At 68.5% G+C, this 22,938-nt stretch carries 18 protein-coding genes; 7 read left to right on the forward strand and 11 right to left on the reverse strand.

The features are described from left to right. Window positions 1-183 precede the first annotated feature (183 nt). From PLE19_15075 to PLE19_15100, 6 genes are all read right to left on the reverse strand, one after another. Window positions 184-837, reverse strand: coding sequence for a hypothetical protein (locus tag PLE19_15075; GenBank protein ID HPD16273.1), 654 nt, complete (start codon window positions 835-837; stop codon window positions 184-186). Window positions 838-855: 18 nt separating this feature from the next. Further along, window positions 856-2,202 carry an acetyl-CoA carboxylase biotin carboxylase subunit gene (gene accC, locus PLE19_15080; protein HPD16274.1) on the reverse strand — a complete coding sequence of 449 codons (1,347 nt, stop codon included), beginning with the start codon at window positions 2,200-2,202 and terminating at the stop codon, window positions 856-858. Between the two features lie 28 nt (window positions 2,203-2,230). Next, window positions 2,231-2,698, reverse strand: a complete 468-nt coding sequence (accB, locus tag PLE19_15085) for an acetyl-CoA carboxylase biotin carboxyl carrier protein (protein ID HPD16275.1) — start codon at window positions 2,696-2,698, stop codon at window positions 2,231-2,233. A 48-nt stretch (window positions 2,699-2,746) separates the two neighbouring features. Further along, window positions 2,747-3,304, reverse strand: a complete 558-nt coding sequence (efp, locus tag PLE19_15090) for an elongation factor P (protein HPD16276.1) — start codon at window positions 3,302-3,304, stop codon at window positions 2,747-2,749. 70 nt (window positions 3,305-3,374) lie between these two features. Then, window positions 3,375-4,457 (reverse strand): Xaa-Pro peptidase family protein, encoded by a 1,083-nt coding sequence (locus PLE19_15095; protein HPD16277.1) that lies wholly within the window; start codon window positions 4,455-4,457, stop codon window positions 3,375-3,377. After that, a complete protein-coding gene (locus PLE19_15100) occupies window positions 4,454-6,829 on the reverse strand; it encodes a PKD domain-containing protein (GenBank protein ID HPD16278.1) in 2,376 nt (791 codons plus the stop codon). The genes PLE19_15095 and PLE19_15100 overlap by 4 nt, the downstream gene beginning before the upstream one ends. Window positions 6,830-7,128: 299 nt before the next feature. Between PLE19_15100 and PLE19_15105 the strand changes: the two genes are divergently transcribed. Continuing rightward, window positions 7,129-8,070 (forward strand): glycosyltransferase family 9 protein, encoded by a 942-nt coding sequence (locus tag PLE19_15105; GenBank protein HPD16279.1) that lies wholly within the window; start codon window positions 7,129-7,131, stop codon window positions 8,068-8,070. On the opposite strand, the gene PLE19_15110 is transcribed toward PLE19_15105, so the two are convergent. After that, window positions 8,054-9,256 (reverse strand): NAD(P)-dependent oxidoreductase, encoded by a 1,203-nt coding sequence (locus PLE19_15110; GenBank protein HPD16280.1) that lies wholly within the window; start codon window positions 9,254-9,256, stop codon window positions 8,054-8,056. The genes PLE19_15105 and PLE19_15110 overlap by 17 nt on opposite strands. Window positions 9,257-9,289: 33 nt before the next feature. Beyond that, window positions 9,290-10,024 carry an HAD-IA family hydrolase gene (locus PLE19_15115; protein ID HPD16281.1) on the reverse strand — a complete coding sequence of 245 codons (735 nt, stop codon included), beginning with the start codon at window positions 10,022-10,024 and terminating at the stop codon, window positions 9,290-9,292. A gap of 142 nt (window positions 10,025-10,166) precedes the next feature. Here PLE19_15115 and PLE19_15120 point away from each other — a divergent pair, with 142 nt between their 5' ends. The 6 genes from PLE19_15120 (at window position 10,167) to PLE19_15145 (ending at window position 16,944) form a co-directional block, all read left to right on the forward strand. Next, window positions 10,167-11,105 (forward strand): SDR family oxidoreductase, encoded by a 939-nt coding sequence (locus PLE19_15120; GenBank protein ID HPD16282.1) that lies wholly within the window; start codon window positions 10,167-10,169, stop codon window positions 11,103-11,105. A gap of 19 nt (window positions 11,106-11,124) precedes the next feature. Further along, window positions 11,125-12,405 (forward strand): serine--tRNA ligase, encoded by a 1,281-nt coding sequence (serS, locus tag PLE19_15125; protein HPD16283.1) that lies wholly within the window; start codon window positions 11,125-11,127, stop codon window positions 12,403-12,405. A 93-nt stretch (window positions 12,406-12,498) separates the two neighbouring features. Further along, window positions 12,499-13,269: a hypothetical protein gene (locus PLE19_15130; GenBank protein HPD16284.1), complete on the forward strand. Its 771-nt coding sequence runs from the start codon at window positions 12,499-12,501 to the stop codon at window positions 13,267-13,269. Window positions 13,270-13,348: 79 nt separating this feature from the next. Continuing rightward, window positions 13,349-14,374: a radical SAM protein gene (locus PLE19_15135; GenBank protein ID HPD16285.1), complete on the forward strand. Its 1,026-nt coding sequence runs from the start codon at window positions 13,349-13,351 to the stop codon at window positions 14,372-14,374. 193 nt (window positions 14,375-14,567) lie between these two features. After that, window positions 14,568-15,632, forward strand: coding sequence for a Gfo/Idh/MocA family oxidoreductase (locus tag PLE19_15140; GenBank protein ID HPD16286.1), 1,065 nt, complete (start codon window positions 14,568-14,570; stop codon window positions 15,630-15,632). A gap of 79 nt (window positions 15,633-15,711) precedes the next feature. Continuing rightward, window positions 15,712-16,944, forward strand: a complete 1,233-nt coding sequence (locus PLE19_15145) for a hypothetical protein (protein HPD16287.1) — start codon at window positions 15,712-15,714, stop codon at window positions 16,942-16,944. A gap of 135 nt (window positions 16,945-17,079) precedes the next feature. Here PLE19_15145 and ligA read toward each other — a convergent pair whose 3' ends face one another. From ligA to ppdK, 3 genes are all read right to left on the reverse strand, one after another. Next, on the reverse strand, window positions 17,080-19,104 hold the full coding sequence (gene ligA, locus PLE19_15150; protein HPD16288.1) for an NAD-dependent DNA ligase LigA: 2,025 nt from the start codon (window positions 19,102-19,104) through the stop codon (window positions 17,080-17,082). Between the two features lie 34 nt (window positions 19,105-19,138). Beyond that, the gene (locus tag PLE19_15155; GenBank protein ID HPD16289.1) at window positions 19,139-19,618 is read right to left on the reverse strand and encodes a hypothetical protein; all 480 of its coding nucleotides are present in this window, start codon (window positions 19,616-19,618) and stop codon (window positions 19,139-19,141) included. Between the two features lie 513 nt (window positions 19,619-20,131). Beyond that, complete coding sequence (gene ppdK / locus PLE19_15160) at window positions 20,132-22,888, reverse strand: pyruvate, phosphate dikinase (protein ID HPD16290.1); 2,757 nt, start codon at window positions 22,886-22,888, stop codon at window positions 20,132-20,134. Between the last annotated feature and the right edge of the window lie 50 nt (window positions 22,889-22,938).

Consider the following 22,938-nt stretch of genomic DNA (forward strand, 5'->3'; position numbering starts at 1 on the left):
CGTGCGGCTCGGAGGCGGCCGGCGAAAGGATAGCCAAACGAGTAGCGACAGGCCGTCGTACCGGTTCTTTGACAATTGGGTCTGACCTCCCGCGGGTTGGCAACCCGCGGGAGGTTGGGGGTTGGGGTTACCCTCCCGAGGGTATTGGAGCCTTCGGGAGGGGGGCGGCAAGGGTGGCCTGGCTCAGTCGCCCACGGGGTACTGTGGGCGGAAGGCGAGCGGCTCGCCGCTGCCTTCGGCGGCAGGCTGGCCCTCGGCGGGCGGGACGGCCTTGGGGCCGGGCGTTTCGAAGACGATCCGCTCGACGCTGATGCGCACGGGGAGGGCTTCCTGCCCTGGGAACATTTCGAGATAGCGGTCGCTCACGGTGGCACGCACCTGGTCCTGGATGGCGAGGAGATTCGGGCGGTCGAAGAGGCGGCACCGGAGTCTGGCCTCGGACGGCACCTTGGCGCCCTTGGGGAGGACGAGTTCGAGGGCGGCGTCGGCCACTTCGTCCATGGCGTTCACCGTTCGCGTGATGGCTTGCTCGACGCTCGAGGCGCGGAAGGCGACGGGGCCGCTGGGGGTGTCGAAGAGGAGGTAGCGGCCTTCGGTGCAGGCGGTGACGATCTGGACGGCGCGCAGGACGGCTCCGACAATGAGCAAGATGGCCAGGGTGAGGGCGGCGGCGGTGATGGTGATTCGGTGGGAGCGGAGGACGCGGTAGTTGGCCAGGAGGGGGTCGAGGCGCTGGCGCCAGAGGTCGAGCGTGATGGTGAGGATGAAGGCGGCGCCGAGGATGCTGGCCGCGAAGTCGATCCAGTTTGCGATGCGGCGGAGCGGCTTGATGCTCATGCGCGGGCTCCCTTCCTGTCAGTGTTCCCGTTCGAGGTTCTCGATGAATGAGGTGTCCACTCGTCCGCTGACGAAGGCGCTGTGGCCGAAGACCTCGAGGTAGAGGGGGACGGTGGTCTTGACTCCTTCGACGACGACTTCCTCGAGGGCGCGGCGCATGCACAGTCGCGCCTCCTCGCGGGTGCGGCGGTGCACGATGAGCTTGGCGATGAGGGAGTCGTAGTTCGGCGGAATGCGGTAGCCGGCGTAGGCGTGGCTGTCTACCCGGACGCCGGGCCCGCCGGGCCAGTAGAGCTTGGTGATGAGGCCAGGGCAGGGCTTGAAGTTGTTGGCGGGGTCTTCGGCGTTGATGCGGCATTCGATGGCCGCGCCCTGAATCTTCACGTCCTCCTGGCGGAAGCTGAGCTTCTTGCCCGCGGCCGCCTGGATCTGCTCGCGGACGATGTCTATGCCGGTGACCATCTCGGTGATGGGGTGCTCGACCTGGATGCGGCAGTTCATCTCGATGAAGTAGTGGTTGCCGTCGGGGTCGACCAGGAACTCGACGGTTCCGGCGCAGCAGTATTTGGCGGCGGTGGCGATGCGGACGGCGTCGTCGCCGAGGCGGCGGCGGAGCTTGGGGGTGATGATGGGACAGGGGGCTTCCTCGACGAGCTTCTGGTGGCGGCGCTGGAGGCTGCAATCGCGCTCGCCGAGGTGGACGACTCGGCCGGTGGAGTCGGCGAGGATCTGGACTTCGACGTGTCGGGCGCGTTCGATGACCTTTTCGATGTAGACGGCGGGGTTTCCGAAGGCGGCCTCGGCCTCGGAGCGGGCGACGGCCACGTGGTTCATCAGGGCGATCTCGTTGTTGGCGCGGCGCATGCCGCGCCCCCCGCCGCCGCGCGCGGCCTTGATCATGACGGGGAAGCCGACCTGGCGTGCCACGTCGCGCGCCTGGTCATCTGTCTCGATGGGGCCTTCGCTGCCGGGGACGATGGGCACGCCGCATTTCTTGGCGAGTTGGCGAGCGGAGGCCTTGTTGCCCATGAGCTGGAGGGTTTCGACCGAAGGGCCGATGAAGGTGAGGTGGCAGTCGCGGCAGACTTCGGCGAAGTGGGCGACTTCGGAGAGAAAGCCGTAGCCGGGGTGGATGGCGTCGGCGTCGGCCACTTCGGCGGCGGCGATGATGTGGGGGATGTTCAGGTAGCTCTGCGAGCTTTCGCCGGGGCCGATGCAGATCTTGTGGTCGGCCTGGTTCAGGTAGAGCGCGCCGGCGTCGGCCTCGGAGTAGACGCACACGGTCTGGATGCCGAGTTCCTTGCAGGCTCGGATGACCCGGAGGGCGATCTCACCACGCGAGGCGATCAGGATTCGCGAGAACACGACCACGGGCTCCTAGCGGCGAGAGCGGTCAGCCTCTCTTCGGGGCGATGACGAAGAGCGGCTGGCCATATTCCACGGTGCGGCCGTTCTCGGCCTCGATGGATTGGACGACGCCTTCGACCTCGGCCTTGAGCTCGTTCATGACCTTCATGGCTTCGATGATGCACAGCACGGTGTCGGGCTTGACTTCGTCGCCGACCTCGACGTACGGCTCGGCTTCGGGCGACGGCGCGCGGTACAGGATGCCGACCATTGGCGACTTGACAACGTGGACGCCGTCCGCGAGGGGCTTGGGCGGGGTGCCGGGCTTGGGGGCGTCGGACGGCGCGGCGGGCGACGGAACGGCCACCGTGGCCACGGGCGCAACCTCCCGGCCGCGGCCCCGCCGGAGCGCCACCTTCAGGTCGTCCACCTCGATCTCCAGTTCGTCGAGCTTCCGGGCATCCATCAGGCCGGTGAGCTTCTCGACCAGTTCGCGGATCTTCTCGAAGTCCATCTGTGTGCTCCCGTCTCGCGCGGCACGGGCGCCCGGCGGCGGGCGGCGCTAGGCGCGTTCGAGGTAAAGGCCGGTGCGCGTGTCCACCCGCACGCTCCCGCCCTGCTCGACGAACAGCGGCACCTGGATGGTGACGCCGGTCTCCAGCGTGGCCGGCTTGGTCGCGCCGCTCACGGTGTCGCCGCGCACGCCGGGGGGCGTGTCAATCACCTTGAGCACGACGCTGTCCGGCACCTGCACTTCGATCACGGCGTTGTCGTGGAACGAGACGAGGACCTCCATGTTTTCCTTGAGATACTTGTCCTTGCCGCCGAAGGCTTCCGGGCTGACGGGCAACTGCTCGAAGTTCTCGGGGTCCATCAGCACATAGTGGTCGCCCTCGCGGTACAGGTACTCCATGGCGCGCTTTTCGATGTAGGCCTGCTCGATCCGCTCTTTCGAGGCGAACGTCGGCTCGATCACCTGGCCTGTCTGCACATCCTTGAGCCGCGTGCGCACGAAGGCGTGGCCTTTGCCGGGCTTGATGTGCTGGAAGTAGACGACCTGGTACAGCTTCCCGTTGTAGATGATCGTCATCCCGTTCTTCAGGTCGTTGGTCGTGATGATCGGCACGGCAGACATTACCTCCTGGAGACAAGGTGCTGAACTCGCACGCCCTACGCCCCGACGGCTCGCCCTATAGGATAGCAGCTTCGAGCGATTTCGGCAAGGACGAGAGAAGCTCGGCGCCGTCCCGGCGCACGTGGACCAGGTCCTCGATGCGCACTCCGCCCCACCCATCCAGGTAGATGCCGGGCTCGACGGTGACGACCATTCCCTCGGCCAGGGTGTCCTCGGAGCGGGCGCTGAGGCTGGGGCTCTCGTGGACGCGCAGGCCGACGCCGTGGCCCAGGCCGTGCTTGAAGGCGTCGCCGTAGCCGGCCGCCTCGATGTGCTTGCGGGCCGCGGCGTCCACCTCGCGGCAGGGCACGCCGGGGCGAATGGCGGCGATGGCCATCTCCTGGGCCGCGCGCACGACCTCATAGACCTTGCGCCAGCGCGCGCTCGGAGGGCCGAGGAAGAGCACGCGGGTGCAGTCGGAGCAATAGAGGTTGCGCTGCGCGCCCCAGTCTATCAGGACGGCATTGCCCGCCCGAATGACGGCGCGCGTGGGCTGCGCGTGGGGCAGCGAACTGCGGCGGCGGGCGGCGACGATGGCCTCGAACGAGCTTCGCTGCGCGCCGCGGCGCCGCATCTCCTGCTCAAGGTCCAGGGCCACGTCGGCCTCGGTGCGGCCCGCGGCGAGGCGCGAGCGGACGGCCTGAAACGAGGCGTCGGCCAGGGCCGCGGCACCGCGGATCGCGGCGAGCTCGGCCTGGTCCTTCACCTGCCGCAGCTTCTCGACGAGTCCCTTCGTCGGCACCGTCTTCGCGCGCTTGAGTTCTTTGGCCAGGTCGCCGTGGGTGGCCACGGTGAGGACGTTCGGCTCGAAGCCGAGCGACTTGACGCGGGCGGACGTGGCCAGGCTGGCGGCGGACTTCACGAGGGAGACGGTGTGGCGCACGACCTCGCAGTCGGGGGCTTCGGCGGCGGCCTGCTCGGTGTAGCGGCCGTCGGTGATGAGCCAGGCCCGTTTGCGGCCGACCAGGAGATACGAGCTGTCGCCGCGGAAGCCCGAGAGGTAGGTCACGTTGGCCGTGTCGGCGACCAGGAAGGCGTCGAGCTTCTCCTGGCGCACGAGGTGGCGGAAGCGGTCGAGGCGTTCGGCGTGGCGGCTCACCGGGGTCGCAGCTCCTTGAGCATCTTGAGGCCGTCGGCGGCCTCTGGGGTGGTGGGGTGCTTCTGGGCGAGGCGTTCGAGGGTCTTGATCGCCTCCTCGCGCTTCTTGGCGGCGGCCTGGGCCTTCGCGGCGAGGAGCAGGGCTTTGGGGGCGTTGGGGCCGTCGGGGTCGGCGGCGGCCAGGTCGAGCCCCTCCTTGGCGGCCTCGTCGTGCTTGGCCTGCTGGAAGAGGATTTGGGCGCGCCTCAGGCGGGCCTGGCCCTGGAGCTCGGAGGCCGGGTAGCCGGCGAGGAGCCGGGAGGCGGCATCGAGGGCTTTGTCGAGCTGCCCGTCGCCCAGGTAGAGGTCAGTGAGGAAGAGCAGCAGGTCGTCGGCGTACTCGCTCTCCTTGTTGCCCCGCACGAGTTCCTCGGCCTGCTTCACGGCCTCCTTCTGGTTGCCCTCAGCGGCCGCGAGGCGGGCGCGCAGCAGCGACGAGTAGCCCACCAGCCGATCGGTCGGGAATTCCCAGTCCCACTCGTCGAGCGCCTCGTGGGCCTCCTTGTAGAGCTTGCGGCTGGTGTAGTCCTCCACGGTGCGGGGGAAGGAGCCCCGGCGGGCGGCCTGGACCCCCTCGGTGCGGTCGTGGATGGGCATGTCGGCGGCGCGCTCATAGGCTTTGAGGGCGGCGGGCGCGTCGCCCTTGGTGCGGTAGACGTCGCCGAGGCGGATCTGGGCGAGTCGCACCTGGGCGTCGGCGGCCTGGGCATGCTGGGTGAGGGTTCTCGTATAGGCCTTCTCCGCCTGCTCGAGGTCGTTGAGATAGTAATAGTAGATGTCGCCCTTCTCGTTCGAGAGGCGCGCGCGAAACGCCACGTCCTTGGCGCGCTTCTCGGCAGCGTCGAAGATGCGGAGGGCCTCCTCGGCGCGCTCGCGGGCGTTCCGTTCGACGGCCTGGGGGTCGGCCTTCTCGGCGTCCTTGAGTTTCAGGTCGCGCACGTGGCGGCCCACGAGCAGGCAGTGCTGCACGAAGGCCGCGTCGTCGAGTTCGCCGCCGCGCTCGACCAGCGGCCGCCCGGCGGCCACGATGAGAGCAGGGTCCTCCAGTTCGGCGGCGGCCTGCACGGCGGCGAGGAGGTCCGGAGTCGCCATCTTGTCGAACTGGTAATCCTGGAGAATCGGCTGGTAGTCGGCCACCTTGTCCCAGTGGCCGGCAGCGGCCCGGGCGTAGGCGGGGCCGGCGCGGACCTTCTGGCGCACCGTGTAGGCGGCGTTCTGGCTCTGGAGGGTGAGGGTCACCGTGTAGTCGCCGGGCCGCAGGTACACGTGGCTCGGGTCGCGCGCGGTGCTCGTCGTGCCGTCGCCGAAGTCCCACGACGGCTGGCACAGGAGCGCCCGGTTGGCGGGCCGGCTGGTGTCTTTGAACGCGAAGCGCACGAGCATCTTGCCATCGTCGAGCAAGGCATCGCCTTCGTTGGAGTACGAGAAGTCGGCGCTCAGGGCCTGGCCGCGCACCTCGTAATCCACCAGTTTGCCGTAACGCAGCGGGGCGAAAGCCTGGGGCGGGATGATCTGGAAGTGGAGGAACTTCTGCCCGCGCTGCATGCCGGGCATCCACCAGGCCACGCCGGCCGCCTGGGCGCCGGAAGCCTCGATGTGCACCAGGGTGATCGCGTGCAGGCCGGCCTTGAGCGTGAGCGGCTCGCTGGCCACGTGCTGGTCGCGCGGGGTGCCGCCCAGCTGCGTCCACGAGGCCGCGGGGGCGCCGTCCACGAGCAGAAGGCCCAGATCGTCCACCACGATGGCGAACGTGATCTGCGTCTCCTTGTCGAGGGCGAGCCAGCCCTTGTAGAGGCTCATGTAGTTGTCGGAGGGGCCGAAGAGGTTGAGGCCGTGGAAGATCTGTTGGACGGGCGCGGCGCCGTAGGCGGGCAGGGCCTTGGCCCACGCGTCACGGGCCTGCGCCAGGGTCTTGACCTCGCCGCCCTTGAAGGGGCGCGTCTCGAGCCACACGCCGCGCTGCGGCTCCCAGTCGCTGGCGACGGGCTTGGCCGCGGGGTTGCCGTAGTAGATGTGCATGGTGTCGGAGGGCGTCGCGATGCCGGCCACCAGGCTCACGTAGCCGCCGAAACCGATGTCCACGATCTTGAAGGGCGCCGGCTTGCCGCCGATCTCCACCCGCAGGTCGGCCCCGTCGGGTTGGAGGAACTCCGCCGTCGGGAAGCTGACGAACACACAGTCGAGGTCGGGAAGTTTCGGCTGCTTGGCTTCGGGGGCTGGAATGGAGACCGTGCGGCGCGCCTGCCAGGCGGCGTACTGGCCCCAGGTCTCAGCGGCGAGTGCGGTCGCGCCCGCCGCCAGACACGCTGTCGCTGCCGTCAGCCATCGGGTCATCGCTATCGCGTTCATAGGCTCCGCCGCCCCTCGCCCCAGGCAACGGTAGCAAATCCCGCGAGCCAAGTCAACCGGCGGACGAAGATGCCCGCGGGGTGTGGGCCATCTCTGTAGGTAGCTTCTGCTGCGGATTCCCGTAGCGACAAGCGTCCCGCTTGTCGAACGGATGAAGGGAGCCGCAAGTGGAACGCTCGCGGCTACCTCTGCCTCGGGCCTTCCCCTGTTCCGGGGACTCTCCCATCAGAAACCACCTACGATTCCGGCCCGCACCCCGATGCCCACAGGGGGGCTTGCGTTGCGTGGGCGGCCTGGCTATCTTCAAGCGAATGAGCACGTCACGCATCGCCGTGCTGCGCCCTGGGGCTCTGGGCGACGCAGTTCTGACCTTGCCCGTCCTCGAGTCGCTGTCAGCAACAGGAGCCGCGGTGACGGCTGTGGGGCACGCCGTGTTCGCCCTCGCCGCCGACTGCGGGCTGGCGGCGGCACATGTTGCCTTCGATGATGTGCGGCTGCTCGGTCTCTTCGCCGATGGGGGCTCGTGCAGCCTGTTCGCTGGCTTCGATCTCGCCATCGCCTATGGCAGCGGCGATTCGTCTCTGGCGGCCAGCCTCCGTCGCAGCGGCGTGCGCCGCGTGGTCCAGTGGCCATCCCGTCCGCCGGCCGGCGCCCACATGGTTGCCCATCTGCTCGGGGCGATCGAGACAGCGGGGCTGGGAGCGGCGTGCCGCGCGCCTTCGCTGCCGCCCCGAACGGCGTGGCTGGATGCCGCGCGCGCCTGGCTGGGCTCCCAAGGGCTGAGCGGCGCCTTCGCGGCCATCCACCCCGGCAGCGGCGGGCGCGCCAAGCGGTGGCCCGTCGAGCGCTTCGCGGCCTTGGCGCCTGCGTTGGCGCTGCCGATCGTCTGGCTCCTCGGCCCTGCCGAGCAGGCGGATGACGAGGCGCGCGAAGCGGGCCGGCGGCTGGGGGTTATGGCCGAGAACCTCCCCCTGACCACACTTGCCGGTCTGCTCGCGAGTTGCTCGGCCTACGTGGGGAACGACTCGGGCGTGACGCACCTGGCCGCCGCGGTCGGGGCGCCCACGGTAGCGCTCTTCGGCCCCACGGACCCGGCCGTATGGGCTCCGCTGGGGGCCGACGTGAGGGCGCTGGGCGGACCGGGGGCGGGTGGGTTCGCCGCTCTGTCGGTGGAGGCCGTTGCCGACGCCGCGCGCCGCATGCTCGCGCTCAGGCACCCTCGCTAGGGCCCTTCTCCGCCGCTCCCCCCTCTGTTTGCTCGGGCGCCGCCTCGCCGCTCTGCGGGGCCTCGGCGGCCGGGGGCGCCTCAGGCGCCCCGGCCTCGGGACCGGCCTTGGGAGCAGGCGGCTGGAGCGGCACGGCCGGCTTCGGGTCCAGCTCGGGCGTGCACGAGTGTTCCGGGCACTCGCCCCGCAGGGCGGCCAGGATGTCGGGCAGGATCGCCTCGAAGAGGGCCGTCTTCGAGAGCGTGCCGGCCGCGACGTGCGGGGTGGCCACGACGTTGTCGAGCTTGAGCAGCGGGTTGTCCCTGGGCGTCGGCTCGACGGCCCAGGCGTCTATGGCCGCGCCGCCGAGGCGGCCTTCGCGCAGGGCGTCGGCCAGGGCCGCCTCGTCCACCAGCCCGCCGCGCGCGGTGTTGACGAGGAACGCCGTGGGCTTCATGAGGGCCAGCCGGTCGGCGTTGACCAGGTTCGCGGTCTCGGGCGTGAGCGCGGCGTGAAGCGACACGAAGTCGGCCTCGCGCAGCAGGTCGTCAAGCTCGCGGCGCCCGAGGCCCATCTCGGCCTCTTCCTCCTCCGAGAGGCGCTCCTTGTCGTAGTACACGAGCTTCATGCCAAACGCCGCGGCGCAGTGGGCGGTCTCGATGGCCACATCGCCCATGCCGATGAATCCGAGGGTCTTGTTGTGCACAAGGCCGATGCCGTCGAGCCCCGCCCAGTTATAGGCATAGGCGCCGTCGGCCGCCTTGCGCGGCGCGGGGCCGGCCTCCTTGAGCGGGCGTCGCACGACCCTCTGATGGGCAGGGATGAGCTTCTTGGCCAGCGCGAGCAGGAGCAGGATGGTGTGCTCCGCGCACGCCGTGTGAGCGGGCGCCGGACACAGGCTCACGTGCACGCCGGCCTCGCGCGCGGCCGCGAGGTCCACTCCCGCCGTGCGGCTGCCGACTTTGAGCACCAGGCGCAGTTCACGCGCCTTCTCCAGCGTCTCGCGCGTCAGCGGTCGCCGCGCGCCGCTGAGGCCCGTGACAAGCACGTGAGCCGTCTCGAGCAGCTTCCCGGCCGCCTCGGGCTCCCCGTCGTCGCACTGGGCAAGCTCGAGCGGCAGCCCCTCCGGCTGATGCTCTCGCAGGAACGCCGCCAGGGCGTCAAACCAGGCCTGGGACACTCTCTCGTGCAGCAGGATCGTCGCCATCGCTTGCTCCTGGGGTTGCAGCGGGTGGCCACATTATATCAAAGGGGCGCCCGATTGCAATCGAGGCAGGACCTCGGCCAGCGACTTGATCACGTCGCGCCCGGTGCGCGAGCCGCTTCGGTCGAGGAGCAGGGCGCGACACCCGGCCGCCCGCGCGCCTGCGACATCCTCCTCGGGCGAGTCCCCGATCATCAGCACCCGACTCGCGGCGGCGCCGGCCAGTTCCACTGCGGCGTCGAAGATGCGGCGCGACGGCTTGGCAAAGCCGGCCTCCGCCGAGGCGAGCACGAAATCAGTTGCGTTCGACAGCCCCAAGCCCTCGCAGATGCGCGCGAGGCGGGAGTCGAAGTTCGACACGATGCCCAGGCGAAGGCCGGCCTCGCGGAGGCCGCGGAGGCCCGGCAAGGCATCGGGGAAGAGACGCCAGTTCCCGGGCTCCGCGAATCGCTCGAACAGGGCATGAAAGCACGCTTCTCCGGGCGGTGCCAGGCCCGCCAGCTCGAACGTGCGCCGCACTGTGCCCCGCCACCAGGCCCTCTCCATCGCGTCGGACGTCTCCAGGCCGCCGGTGCCCGCGAATCGCACGGGCGCGCGCTCGCGCCACGCGGCCCGGAACCCGGCCTCCAGTGCGGCAGCCTCGGCGCGGAGGCCGTGCTCCCGCGCCACAGTGGCGTACACCGCACCCACCGACGGCTGTGGCACGAACAGCGTGCCCGCGGCGTCCAACAGCACCGCGTCGCACGCAAGATCGCGGTTCAGCTCGCGCACGACGTGCTCCTGCTCTCAGTGCCGAACCCAGCAAAGCGGAATCCCCCGACATTTGCAAGCCTCCTTGCCCACTACTATAATGAATCAACTCTGCGAACCCCGTCCGTCACGCGCGCGCATGGCGCACCAGGAGTGACCCGGCTTGGCGACCTGTCTGATCACAGGCGGCGCGGGCTTTATCGGCTCGAGCCTTGCCCGCGCTCTCCTCGAACGCGGCGACACGGTGCGCGTGCTCGACAACTTCTCAACGGGCAAGCGCGAGAATCTCGCCGACCTTGCGGGCCGAATCACGCTGTTCGAGGGCGACGTCGCCGACATCGCCCTCCTCCGCGAAGCCGTGAGGGGCGTCGAGTACGTCTTTCACGAGGCCGCCCTCGCCTCCGTGCCTCGCTCCGTCGAGGACCCCCTCGGCACGCACGAGGCCAACGTGACCGGCACCGTGCGGCTGCTCGCGGCGGCGCGCGACGCCGGCGTCAGGAGGCTGGTCTACGCTGCGTCGTCCTCGGCCTACGGCGACCAGCCCGCCTTGCCCAAGGTCGAGACGATGGCCCCCAGCCCCCTGTCCCCCTATGCCGTCTCGAAGCTCGCCGCCGAGTACTACTGCCAGGCATTCGCCGCCTGCTACGGCCTTGAAACGGTCTGCCTCCGATACTTCAACATCTACGGTCCCCGCCAGGACCCCGCGTCCGTCTACGCCGCCGTGATCCCGCGTTTCATCGTGGCCATGCTGCGGGGCGAGCGCCCCGTGATCTATGGCGACGGCGAGCAGTCGCGCGACTTCACCTACATTGCGGACTGTGTGAGTGCGAACCTGCTGGCCGCCACCGCGCCCAGGGCAGTGGGCAAGACGGTAAACGTCGCCTGCGGCAAGCGCTATACCCTCAATGAGCTCGTGGCGCTGCTCAACCAGATCCTCGGCTCCGCCATCGAGCCGATCTACGAGCCCGCCCGACGCGGCGACGTGAAGCACTCGCAAGCCAGCATCACCGAGGCCCGGCGCCTCCTCGGCTACAGGCCGCACTACTCCTTCAAGAAGGGGCTGCGCGAGACCGTGGCCTGGTTCCAATCGCATCTGGCCTGAACCCCAAGGAACCCTCACGATGCTTTCCCTCGACTACATCCGCGAGAACCCCGACGCCGTCCGCGCCGCCTGCCGCGACAAGCGAGCCGCCGTCAACGTGGACGAGCTCCTCGCCCTCGACGCCGAGCGGCGCGACCTGCTCCGCAAGGTCGAGGACCTCCGCAGCGAGCACAACGCCGCCTCCAAGAGCATCGCACCCAAGAAGAAGGCCGGCGAGGACCTGGCGGCGACCTTCAAGCTCCTCGGCGAACTCTCCGACCACATCAAGAGCCTGGAAGGAACCCTGAGCGAGCTACAGGCCAAGCTGGATGCCTTGCTCCTCTACGTCCCCAATTGCCCCTCCGATGCCGTTCCACCGGGCGACGACCCCGCGAAGCACAACGTCGTCCGCCGCACCTGGGGCGAGCGGCGCTCGTTCGATTTCGAGCCTAAGCCCCACTGGGAACTGGCTAAGGCATTGGGGATTATAGACTTCGAGCGCGCCGCCAAACTCTCGGGCGCCGGTTTCGCGCTCTTCACCAACCTGGGCGCGCGCCTCGTGCGCGGCCTGATGAACTTCATGCTCGACCTGCACACGACCGAGCACGGCTACACCGAGGTCTGGCCCCCGAAGCTCGTGAACCGCGCCTCCATGACCGGCACCGGCCAACTCCCGAAGATGGAAGAGGACATGTACCGCTGCGACGCCGACGACCTCTTCCTCATCCCGACGGCGGAAGTGCCTGTCACGAATATACATAGAGACGAGATCCTCGACGGCTCCCGCCTGCCGATCTACTACACCGCCTACACCCCCTGTTTCCGTCGCGAGGCCGGCTCGTATGGCAAAGACACACGCGGCCTCATCCGCGTCCACGAGTTCGACAAGGTGGAACTCGTGAAGTTCGTCCGCCCCGAGACCTCCTACGACGAACTGGAGGCGCTCACGGCCAATGCCGAAGCCGTTCTCCAGCGTCTCGGCCTCGAGTACCGCGTCATCGAGCTGTGCCGCGGCGACCTCAGCTTCGCCTCCGCAAAGACCTATGACCTCGAGATCTGGGCACCAGGCGTCCAACGCTGGCTCGAGGTCTCGTCGTGCTCGAACTTCGAGGAGTTCCAGGCCCGCCGCGCGGGCATCCGCTTCCGCGACAAGGGGCAGAAGCCGCGATTCCTCCACACCCTCAATGGCTCGGGCGTGGCCTTCGCCCGCCTCGTGCTCACGCTCATCGAGGCCAACCAGCAGGCCGATGGCAGCATCGTGATTCCAGACGCGCTGAGGCCTTACGTCCGCGGCATCGAGCGCATCGAGCCGCGCACCTGATACATCGGAGCGGAACTCTCCACTCCGGAGAAACGTCCAAGCAGCCAGATGGCTCCAGGGGAGCCTAACCAAGGCGATCAGGAGCACAAGCCGATGGCACAGCGTATCTCAGGCGTTCTGCTCGCTCTGGCCGGCCTTCTCGTCATCGGGGCGCTCGTGGCCTGGGGCGTTGACACTCACCGTGCTGCCACCAGCGGCCCGCGCTGGCGCCGACGCCTTGTCACCGCAGGTTTGGCCGTCCTCGCGGCCCTGGGCGCTTACGGCTGCGACTCCGGGGCGGGCGTCCCGAGGCCCGTGGCCGATCAGGCGGCGGCCAACGACGTGCCCCTGCCGGACACGCCCGAATGGAAACACATCGAGACCACCTGGCGCGAGGCCAGCGAGGTTGCTTCTGGCAAGCGCGGCCCCTACCCCTTCGATCGCGCGGGCAAAGAGAAGCTCCTCGCCGCACTCAAGGCCGCTGTCGCAGGGGTCGAGGCCCTCCAGCAGCGCGCCGCGCTCAGCGACGCCGCGGCCGGCCTCCTCAAGCAGGACCTCGCGCTCCTGGAGCGCGGGGTCCAGGAGAACCGCCCCACCGAGATGAAGATGGCCACCTGCTACGCGCCGATGCCCTTCCGCCCCGTCGAAGACAGCCTGAAGCGCCTGGCCGACCGCCTCCCGCTCCTCGAGAAGCTCGCCGCAGCCGGCAAGGTCCCGCGGCAGGTCATTGGAAAGGTGATTGCCACCGTGGAACGCGACATCACCACGCTCGGCGACGAGAAGCTGCTGGCAGGCCTCGTCGAGCCCGACCGCCAGAGAGCCGAGGAGACTCGCAAAGCCGCGGCCGACCTCGTCGCCAAGCTCAAGGCGGCAATGGGCGACTAGAAGTAGATTGGTGCCGCTCCCTACGGCGGGTTCCAATGCCTCCGGCAGGGGGCGGAATGCCGCGCCAGCGAGGTGGGGATTGCGTCAGGACTCTCTTGTCTTCGAGCTCACCCAACGCTGCAACTACGACTGCCTGCATTGCTATAATGCGTGGAAGAACCCCGTGGACTACCCGATGGGGGAACTGCCCACGGGCGAGACGCTGGCGATGTTGGGCAAGATGCTCGGTGAGACAGGGGCGAGTCTCGTGACCCTGAGCGGCGGGGAGCCGCTGCTGCGGAGCGACGTCTACGAGGTTGTGGATTTCCTGGTGAAGCGGGGCGTGGCGATCAACTTCATCACCAACGCCTCGCTGCTCGATGAGGCGGCAATAGCCCGCCTGTCGCCCGACAAGGTGGGTGTTTTCGAGGTGCCGCTGCTGTCGTGCGAACGGGCGATTCACGACAGGATGAGCGGGGCGCCCGGGGCGTTCGACAAGATGACGAACGCCGTGGCCGACCTCAAGCTCCGCCGCCAACGGGTGGTCGGCGTGTTCGTGGCGACGCGGCTGAACCTGTCCGCCTGGCGCCAGACGGCCGAACTGGGCATCGCGCTCGGCGTGGACGGCATTATGTTCAACCGCTTCAATCCAGGCGGGCGCGGCATCGAGAACCTGCCCTTGCTCCAAGCCACGCCCGCGGAGCTTCAGGCGGCGCTCGACGACGCGGAGCGGATTTGCGAGGAATACGACTTTCCAATAAGCTGCTCCATCGCCATGCCGCCCTGCTTGCTCGACACTAGGCGCTACCGGCGATTGACCTTCGGCTTCTGCGCCGCGGGCACCGAGCGGGCGTACTACACGCTCGACCCGCTGGGCAATGTGCGGCCCTGCAATCACTCGCCGACGATTCTGGGCAATATTCGCACGGTGCCGTTCGAGGCGATGGCTACGGGGCGTGCGATGCGTGAGTTCAAGGCGGCGCGCCCCGGCTTCTGCCGCGGATGCCGCATCGAGGAGACATGCCTGGGCGGCTGCAAGGCCGCGGCCGAAGCCGCATGCAGGGACCCGTCCGCGATGGACCCGTTCCTCGCGGCGTTTCACGGCACGGCCAGGAAGCTTGGGTGAACAGGATGGCGCCTCTCCGACGTCATCGTGAGCCGCTCGAACGACATTTCAGGGGCTTGCCGCTGCAACAGGGGCATCGTCCTGCATTGCGGCGTCAAGCCCGTGAGAGGTCCCTCGACGAGCTCGGAATGACAGGGGCGACGCTCTGCCCCGTCGCCTGGGCCGCCGCCTGCCACGTGAACGGAGGAACAGGATGGAGCCATTGAGGATCGGGTTCATTGGAACCACCGCGCCCCACGCGTTCATGTTTCTCGACACGCTGCGGCTGATGCCCGAGACGGTGGGCCGCATCGCGCTGGTCGAGAGCGACATGGCGCGCATTGACAAGGCGGCCTGCGAATTCGTGTACGGCAGCTACGAGGACATGCTGTACGCCGAACGGCCTCAGTTGTGCTTCATCATGCAGCGGGCCGACGAGGTGGAGGACCCCGCGCTGCGGTGCGCCGAGAATGGCGTGCCGTTCGTGCTCGACAAGCACTGCGCGCGGTCGGCCGAATCGCTGCGCCGCATTGTGGACGCCTGCGCGCAGTACCAGGTGAGAATGGCCACGGGCTACATGTGGCGCTACAGCCCCATCGCGCGGCAACTGCGGGCGTGGGTGGCGGCGGGGATGTTCGGCCGGCCATTCTGCTTCGACATGCGAATGGTCACCACCTCGGCTGAAGTGCGCCTCGGCGACGAGCAGTTCGCCTGGCTCTTCGAGCGCGACAAGTCGGGCGGCGGCGTGCTGCTGTGGCTGGGCTGCCACTACATTGACATCGCGCGCTTCATCCTCCAGCGCGAGGTGGTGGCCGTATCAGCCATGACCTCGCGCCTCACGACGTCGGCCAGCGACGTCGAGGACGTTGCGAGCGTTTCGTTCCAGCTTGAGGACGGCATCGTGGGCACGCTGCACTGTGCCTACGTGATGCCGAAGGGGCTCAAGGACGCCTACGACACTTCGTTCGGCCTCTGGGGCAGCGAGGGCGACGCCACGTGGGCCCCCGTTATCGGGCTGAACCCCACGCTGCGCATCCGCTCGGTACACGGCGACATGGCCCGTTGCCCCGAGCGCACGATCCAGTACCACGACACGCCCGAGCCCAAGGCTTACTGCGGCACGCAACTGGCCGTGCATTTCCTGCGCGACATGGTCACCAGCCTGGCGGCCGGACGCGACTTCGTCACCACGGGCGAAGACGCCTTGAGGGTGCTCGAGATCTGCGAGGCCGCCTACCAGAGCGCCGAGACGGGCCAACGCGTCGAGCTCCCGCGGTGACGAGCGACAACGTGTGTGTCCGTCCGTGTCTGTCCGTGTCTGTCCGTGTCTATCCGTGTCATCTGAGGAGCATGCCCCAATGACCCGAAGGGAACGCGACACGCTGAGGACGCTCGCGCGACAGGTCGCCGAGATCGCGGCCCTGCCCGTGCAGCAGGAGACCATCCAGGCCCACAAGGCGCTCAACGCCCTGAAGCCCATTCGCCCCATGGTGATGATTGACCAGGTGTGCTGGCACGAGATGAACGTGGACGACGAACTGACGCTGCGGACGGCGGACCCGTTCTGCCGCGGCATCGAGACCCGCCTCCGCCGCACGCTCTACCAGTGGCGGCACATGCGCGGCGACATGGTGGTCGAGCCGTTCCTGGAGTTCGGCAAGGCCATCCGCGGCATGGGCTTCGGCCTCGGCGTGGTCGAACAGACCGCCGTCACCGACCCCAAGAGCGACGTGGTGGGCCACCAATTCGAGGACCAGCTCAAGACCGAGGCCGACCTCGAGAAGATCCGCATGCCCCAGGTGTGGCACGACGAGAAGGCCACGGCCGAAACCGAGACGCGCGCGAACGACATCCTCGGCGGCATCCTGGGCGTCCGCATGCAGGGCGCCTACCCCGTCTTCTCGCCCTGGGACAGCATTGTGTGCTGGCACGGGGCGGAGGAGACGATCATGGACCTGGCGTTCCGCCCCGAGTTCATGCACCAGATCATCGCGCGGGTGACGGAGTGCAGCCTCTCGATGCTCGCGCAGCTCGAGGCCCAGGGCCTGCTCGGCCACCACCAGGGCACCATCCACTGCACGGGCGCCTACACCGATGAACTGCCCGCCCGCGGCTTCGACCCCGCCCGGCCACGGCCGGCCGACCTGTGGACCTACGCCATGGCACAGATTTTCTCCACCGTCTCGCCCGCCATGCACGAGGAATTCGAGATCAACTACGCTCGGCGCTGGACGCAGCAGTTCGGCCTCTGCTACTACGGCTGCTGCGAGCCGCTGGACGAGAAGGTGGACATGATCCGCAAGCTGCCCAAGGTGCGCAAGATCTCGATGAGCCCGTGGGTGAATGTGGACAAGGGCGCCGAGCGGATTGGCCGCGACTTCGTCTTCAGCCGCAAGCCGAACCCCGCCTTCCTGGCCGGGCCCACCTGGCAACCCGAGGTCGTGGAGAAGGACCTGCGCGACACCCTGGCCGCCTGCCAGCGCCACGGCTGCCCCTGCGAACTGATCCTCAAGGACATCTCCACCGTCTGCTACGAGCCGCAGCGCCTGTGGGCCTGGGCTGAGATCGCACGGAGGGTGGCGAGAGGATAACCTGTTGGAAATCGCCCGGCGGATTGGACGGGCTTGCGGTGGAGTTTGTGGATGCTATGGACCGAGCGGCCAGAGGCAAACACCGCGCGGTGCTGTCGCTCGTTCCGCAGGGGAAGCTTCAACCGGCCGACCTGGCTAGCCGTTGGCCAGGAGCTTGCGGAACTCGTCTTCGCTGATCACCGTGACGCCCAGGTCGCGAGCCTTGGCCAGCTTGGAGCCGGCGGCTTCGCCGGCCACCACATAGTCGGTCTTCTTGCTCACGCTCGAGGCTGCCCGCCCTCCCCTCTCGCGCACCAGCGCCTCCGCCTCCTCCCTGGTCAGGTGCTGAAGGGCGCCTGTGAACACGAAGGTCTTGCCCGCAAAGGCGCTTGTTGCCGGTTCGATCCGCTTGGGCAGCGGCGGGAACTGCACTCCGGCTCGGCGCAGCCGCTCGATGGCGGCCAGATTGCTCGGGTTGTCGAGGAATTCACGGACCGAGCGGGCCAGCGTCGGGCCGATCTCGTGCGTGCTGGCCAGGCGGGCCTCGTCGGCAGCGAGGAGGGCCTCCAGCGAGCCGAACTCCTGGGCGAGCACGTCGGCGACGTGTTCGCCCACATGCCGGATTCCCAGGGCGAACAGGCAGCGCGCGAGGGGCCTCGTCTTCGATGCCTCGATGGCGTTGAGGAGATTGCGGGCCGACTTCTCGCCCATTCGCTCGAGGCCCGCCAGTTGCTCTTGGGTCAGGTCATAGAGGTCGGCGGGGCTGGCCACCAGCCCCTTCTCCACCAGTTGGTCCACAAGCTTGGTCCCCAGGCCCTCGATGTCCATCGCCGCGCGCGAGGCGAAGTGCTCGATCCGCCCCTTCACCTGCGCCGGGCAGCCGAAGTTGATGCACCGCGCCACGACCTCGCCCTCCGGCCTCTGGGCCCTCGCGCCGCAGACCGGGCAGTTCTCGGGCATCCGGAACTTCCGTTCGGAACCCGTGCGCTTCTCCAACACCACGCCAACGACCTCGGGGATCACGTCTCCTGCACGCTGCACGACCACAGTGTCGCCGATTCGCACATCCTTGCGATCAATCTCGTCCTGATTGTGGAGGGTGGCGTTGGCGACCTCCACGCCGCCGACCCGGACGGGCTCGAGCCGCGCAACAGGCGTGAGGGCGCCCGTGCGGCCGACCTGGACTTCGATGTCGCGCACAATGGTGGTGGCCTGGCGCGGCGCGAACTTGTAGGCCACCGAGTACCGCGGGCTCCGCGACCGCTCGCCCAGCCGCCGCTGTTGGTCCAGGCGATTGACCTTCAGCACCACGCCGTCCATCTCAAACGCGAATGCGTCTCGACCCTCCCCCATCCGCTGGCAGAAGCGGATGGCCTCGTCGAGCGTCCGACAAGTCGCCCTGGGTTGGACGACGCGAAACCCCAGCGCCTCGAGAAGATCGAGTTCCTGCTCATAGGTCTCGCAGGATCTGCCCTCCAGCCCGCCGATCCCATAGAGGAAGATCTGAAGGGGCCGTGAGGCGGTAATGCGCGGGTCGAGTTGGCGGAGCGAGCCCGCCGCCGCGTTCCGCGGGTTGGCGAACGGCTCCTGGCCCGCCTCCTCGATGCGGCGGTTCAGCTCGGCGAAGCGTTGCTTCTCCATGTACACTTCGCCGCGGACCTCGATCCGGGCCGGAGGCTTCACGCGCTCCTCGCGCAGAACCACAGGAATCGCCTTGATGGTGCGGAGGTTCTGCGTGACGTCCTCGCCCGTCTCGCCGTCGCCGCGCGTGGAGCCCAGCACGAGGCGGCCGCCCTCGTAGACCAGTTCGACCGCCAAGCCATCCAGCTTCGGTTCGGCCACCACCTCGAACGGTTCACCACCCAGGCCGTCGGCCGTTCGTCTCCACCATTCCGCCAGTTCGCCCTCGCTGGTCACCTTGCCGAGGCTCAGCATCGGGATCGTGTGGCGCACCGTGCCGAACGCCGCGACCGGTTGGCCGCCTACGCGCTGGGTCGGGGACTCGGGCGTGACCAGCTCCGGATACTCGGCCTCCAACCTGGCCAGCCGGTCGAACAGCCGATCATACTCGGCGTCGCTGACCTCAGGCCTATCCAGGACGTAGTAACAGTGGTTGTGATGCTCAATCTGCTTGCGAAGGCGTTCGGCTTCATCACGAATGCGGGCGGGGACCTCGGCCATGCCTTCTGCCCTTCCCACGATGCGCTGTGGCATGTCACCGCGTGAAGTACTCGCGGCTGGAGCGACGGACCAGCCCCACCACCACGAACACCAGGGCTCCGCAGGCCAAGGCGAGCAGGATCACGCTGGCGACCGGCTCCTGCGACGGGAGCTGGGCCGCTCCGCCTGAGCACACACAGAGCAACGCGCCGGCAAGCAGGCCGTCCCAGCGCGCGGCCCAGATTCGCCCGATGCCCAGCACGCCAAGAAGCAAGGCGAGCCCTGCCGCGATCTTGCCCCAGACACCCGCAGAAACAAGATGCGCGGCGAGCCCGGCAGCAACTGCCGCCAGGGCCAGACATTGGATCACGACGAGAAACGGCCGGTGCTGCGTGGGGGACGGCTCGGGCTCGGGCTTCGTTATCAGGCGCCCTGCCAGCCGCTCCCGAGGAGCCGGCGCCACCGTAGGAACCGGCTCCGGCTCGCCATCTGGCACGGCCTGCGTCGCGGTCTCGGCGGGCACCGGCTCCTTCAACCACGAACCCTCCAGCGTGGTGGGGCCGTGGGTGGGCTCGTAGCGGGCGCGAACGTCCCGCGGTCGAGAGAGCTCGTCAGCAGGGTGGGGCGAGGCTGCCGGCTCCTCTGCCCGGCTCGGTCCGGGGCTCTCAGAGGCAGGGGCCGCACCCTCTGCGGTCGGCTGCGAGGCGGTCGGCTGTGGGGCCTGTGGCGCCGCCCCCCCAGGCATGCCTTGCGGCGGAGCCAGCGCCGGCAGGCCGTCCAGGCCTGTATCGAGTTGGCCGGGAACATGAATGGCCGCTCCGCACGCCTTGCAGCGGCCGGTCATGCCCGCATAGCGGTCGTCTACCTTGAACACGCGGCGGCAGACGGAACACTCGCCCTGGATCATGGGTCAGTGCCTTCGCGTGCAGAGGGCTCCCGCTGGCCGCCGCCCATCGAGCGAGCGGAGAGGCAGGCGGAGCCGCATGCGCCGGCCCCGCCCACCTGCTCTCATCTCGGAATGGCCGCGTCGCGCGCGCTCTTGAAAGGGCTACTTTGAGCCCTTCTTCGCCGCCTTGGGCTTAGGCGGCTCCTCGGCCACCGCCTGGGCGGCCGCCAGCCGAGCGATGGGCACGCGGAACGGGCTGCACGACACGTAGTTCATGCCCACGCGGTGGCAGAACTTCACGCTCGACGGCTCGCCGCCGTGCTCTCCGCAGATGCCCACCTTGAGGTCCGGCCTGGTCGCCCGCCCGCGCTCGATGCCGCACTGGACGAGCTCGCCCACGCCCTTCTGGTCGAGGACGTTGAATGGGTCCTCCGGCAGGATGCCGGCCTCGATGTAGTGGGGCACGAAGCCGCCTACATCGTCGCGGCTGAAGCCGAACGTCATCTGCGTGAGGTCATTGGTGCCGAACGAGAAGAACTGCGTAGCCTGGGCGATTTCGCCGGCCAGCAGGGCGGCCCGAGGGATCTCGATCATCGTGCCGTAAAGATGCGGCACCTTCTTGACGCCGTACTTCGCGGCGACCTCGGCGTGCACCTTGCCCACGAGCGCCGCCTGGTTGGCCAGCTCCTTCACGTCGCAGGTCACGGGAATCATGATCTCGGGCAGGGCCTTCTTGCCCTCCTGGGCCAGCTCGGCCGCGGCCTCGAGGATGGCGCGAATCTGCATCTCGCTCACCTCGGGGTACGTGATGCCCAGACGCACGCCGCGGTGGCCCATCATCGGGTTCGTCTCGTGGAGCGCGGCGGCACGGTCCTGGATGTCCTCCGGCGAGATGCCCAGGCTGTCGGCCAGGCGCTTCTGCTCCTCGGCCTTCCGCGGCACGAACTCATGCAGCGGCGGGTCCAGCAGCCGGATGGTGACCGGCTTGCCGGCCATCGCGGCCAGGGTGGCCTTGATGTCGCTCTTGACGTGGGGGAACAACTCGTCGAGGGCCTTGCGGCGCTCGTCCGTTGTGTTGCTGAGGATCATCTTGCGCAGCTTGAAGAGCGGCTCTTCCGAGCCTTTGCCGTAGAACATATGCTCGGTGCGGAAGAGGCCGATGCCCTCGGCGCCGAACTCCAGGGCCTTGCGCGCGTCGTCGGGCGTGTCGGCATTGGCGCGGACGCCCAGGCGGCGCACCTTGTCGCAAATCTTCAGGAAGGCGCCGAAGTACGGGTTCTCCTCGCTGCCGACGATCATCGGAAGCTCGCCCTGGTAGACCAGGCCCTTGGTCCCGTTGAGGGTGACGAAGTCGCCCTCTTGGACGGTGATGCCCGCAACGTGGAACCTCTTGGCGTGAGGGTCCACCTCCAGGGCGCCGGCGCCCACGATGCAGCACTTGCCCCAACCGCGCGCCACGAGGGCGGCGTGGCTGGTCATGCCGCCGCGCGCCGTGAGGATGGCCTGGGCGCAGCGCATGCCCTCGACGTCCTCGGGATTGGTCTCTTCACGGACCAGGATGACCTTCTTCCCACTCTTGGCCCACGCCACGGCGTCGTCGGCGCTGAAGACCACCTGGCCGCAGGCCCCGCCGGGACCGGCGGGCAGGCCCTTGGCGATGGGCTTCGCCTTCTTCTCTGCCTCCGGGTCCACAATCGGGTGGAGCAGTTCGTCGAGCTGGCTGGGCGTCACGCGCAACACGGCTTCGGCGGCCGTGATCAGCTTCGACTTCTCCATGTCGACCGCCATGCGGACCGCGGCGGGGCCATTGCGCTTGCCGACGCGAGTCTGGAGCATCCAGAGGCGACCCTCCTGGATGGTGAACTCGATGTCCTGCATGTCGCGGTAGTGCTTCTCGAGCGTGTTGCGGATGGCGACGAGTTCCTTGTAGGTCTTCGGCATGGCCTGCTCGAGGCTCGGCAGATGCGCGTGCTCGGGGTCGGGCGGCCGCGTGGCCTCGTTGAGCGGGTTGGGCGTGCGGATGCCCGCCACCACGTCCTCGCCCTGCGCGTTCGGCAGCCACTCGCCATAGAACTTATTCTCGCCCGTGGCCGGGTTGCGGGTGAACGCGACGCCCGTGGCCGACGTGTCGCCCATATTGCCGAACACCATCGCCTGGACGTTGACGGCGGTGCCCCATTCCTCGGGAATGCCCTCGATGCGACGATACGACACGGCGCGCTTGCCGCGCCAGGACTGGAAGACGGCGCGAATGCCGCCCCAGAGCTGCTCCTGGGGATCGTCGGGGAACGGCTTGCCGATCACCTCGAGAACCTTGGCCTTGTAGGTCTCGATGAGCTGCTGGAGGTCTTCGACCGTCAGATCGGTGTCCTGCGTGTACCCCTTGGCGTTCTTGAGGGCTTGCAGGGCGCGCTCGAGCTGCTGCCGCACCCCCTGGCCTTCCGCGGGCTCGAGGCCGGCGGCCTTCTCCATCACCACGTCCGAGTACATCTGGATCAGCCGGCGATAGGCGTCGTACACGAAGCGGGGGTTCTGCGTCTTGGCGATCAGCCCGGGGATCGTCTTCGAGGTCAGGCCGATGTTCAGCACCGTCTCCATCATGCCCGGCATGGACCGCCGCGCGCCGGAGCGGCACGAGACCAGGAGGGGATTCCTGGGATCGCCAAACTTCATCCCCATCACCTTCTCCACGCGGGCCATCGCCTTGTCAACGTCGCGGCGGAGCTCCGCGGGGAACTTGCCCTTCTCCTGGTAGTAGACCGTGCACATTTCCGTCGTGATCGTGAAACCCGCAGGCACCGGCAGACCCAGGTTGGCCATCTCTGCCAGGTTGGCGCCCTTGCCCCCCAGCAGGTTCTTCATGCCTGCGTCGCCATCCGCTTTCCCGCCGCCGAAGAAGTACACGTACTTTCTCGCCATCCACGCTCTCCTCGCTGCAAGCCATGAGATCGGACCAATATCCCGGCGCC

It is taken from the genome of Planctomycetota bacterium, from assembly GCA_035384565.1.
Lineage (GTDB): Bacteria > Planctomycetota > PUPC01 > DSUN01 > DSUN01 > DAOOIT01.

Bases quoted from the DNA above. Each gene is read 5' to 3' on its own strand.
- PLE19_15075 (HPD16273.1), bottom strand. From the start codon at position 837: ATGAGCATCAAGCCGCTCCGCCGCATCGCAAACTGGATCGACTTCGCG.
- accB (HPD16275.1), bottom strand. From the start codon at position 2,698: ATGGACTTCGAGAAGATCCGCGAACTGGTCGAGAAGCTCACCGGCCTG.
- PLE19_15100 (HPD16278.1), bottom strand. From the start codon at position 6,829: ATGACCCGATGGCTGACGGCAGCGACAGCGTGTCTGGCGGCGGGCGCG.
- PLE19_15110 (HPD16280.1), bottom strand. From the start codon at position 9,256: ATGGCGACGATCCTGCTGCACGAGAGAGTGTCCCAGGCCTGGTTTGAC.
- serS (HPD16283.1), top strand. From the start codon at position 11,125: ATGCTTTCCCTCGACTACATCCGCGAGAACCCCGACGCCGTCCGCGCC.
- PLE19_15130 (HPD16284.1), top strand. From the start codon at position 12,499: ATGGCACAGCGTATCTCAGGCGTTCTGCTCGCTCTGGCCGGCCTTCTC.
- PLE19_15140 (HPD16286.1), top strand. From the start codon at position 14,568: ATGGAGCCATTGAGGATCGGGTTCATTGGAACCACCGCGCCCCACGCG.
- PLE19_15145 (HPD16287.1), top strand. From the start codon at position 15,712: ATGACCCGAAGGGAACGCGACACGCTGAGGACGCTCGCGCGACAGGTC.
- ligA (HPD16288.1), bottom strand. From the start codon at position 19,104: ATGGCCGAGGTCCCCGCCCGCATTCGTGATGAAGCCGAACGCCTTCGC.
- ppdK (HPD16290.1), bottom strand. From the start codon at position 22,888: ATGGCGAGAAAGTACGTGTACTTCTTCGGCGGCGGGAAAGCGGATGGC.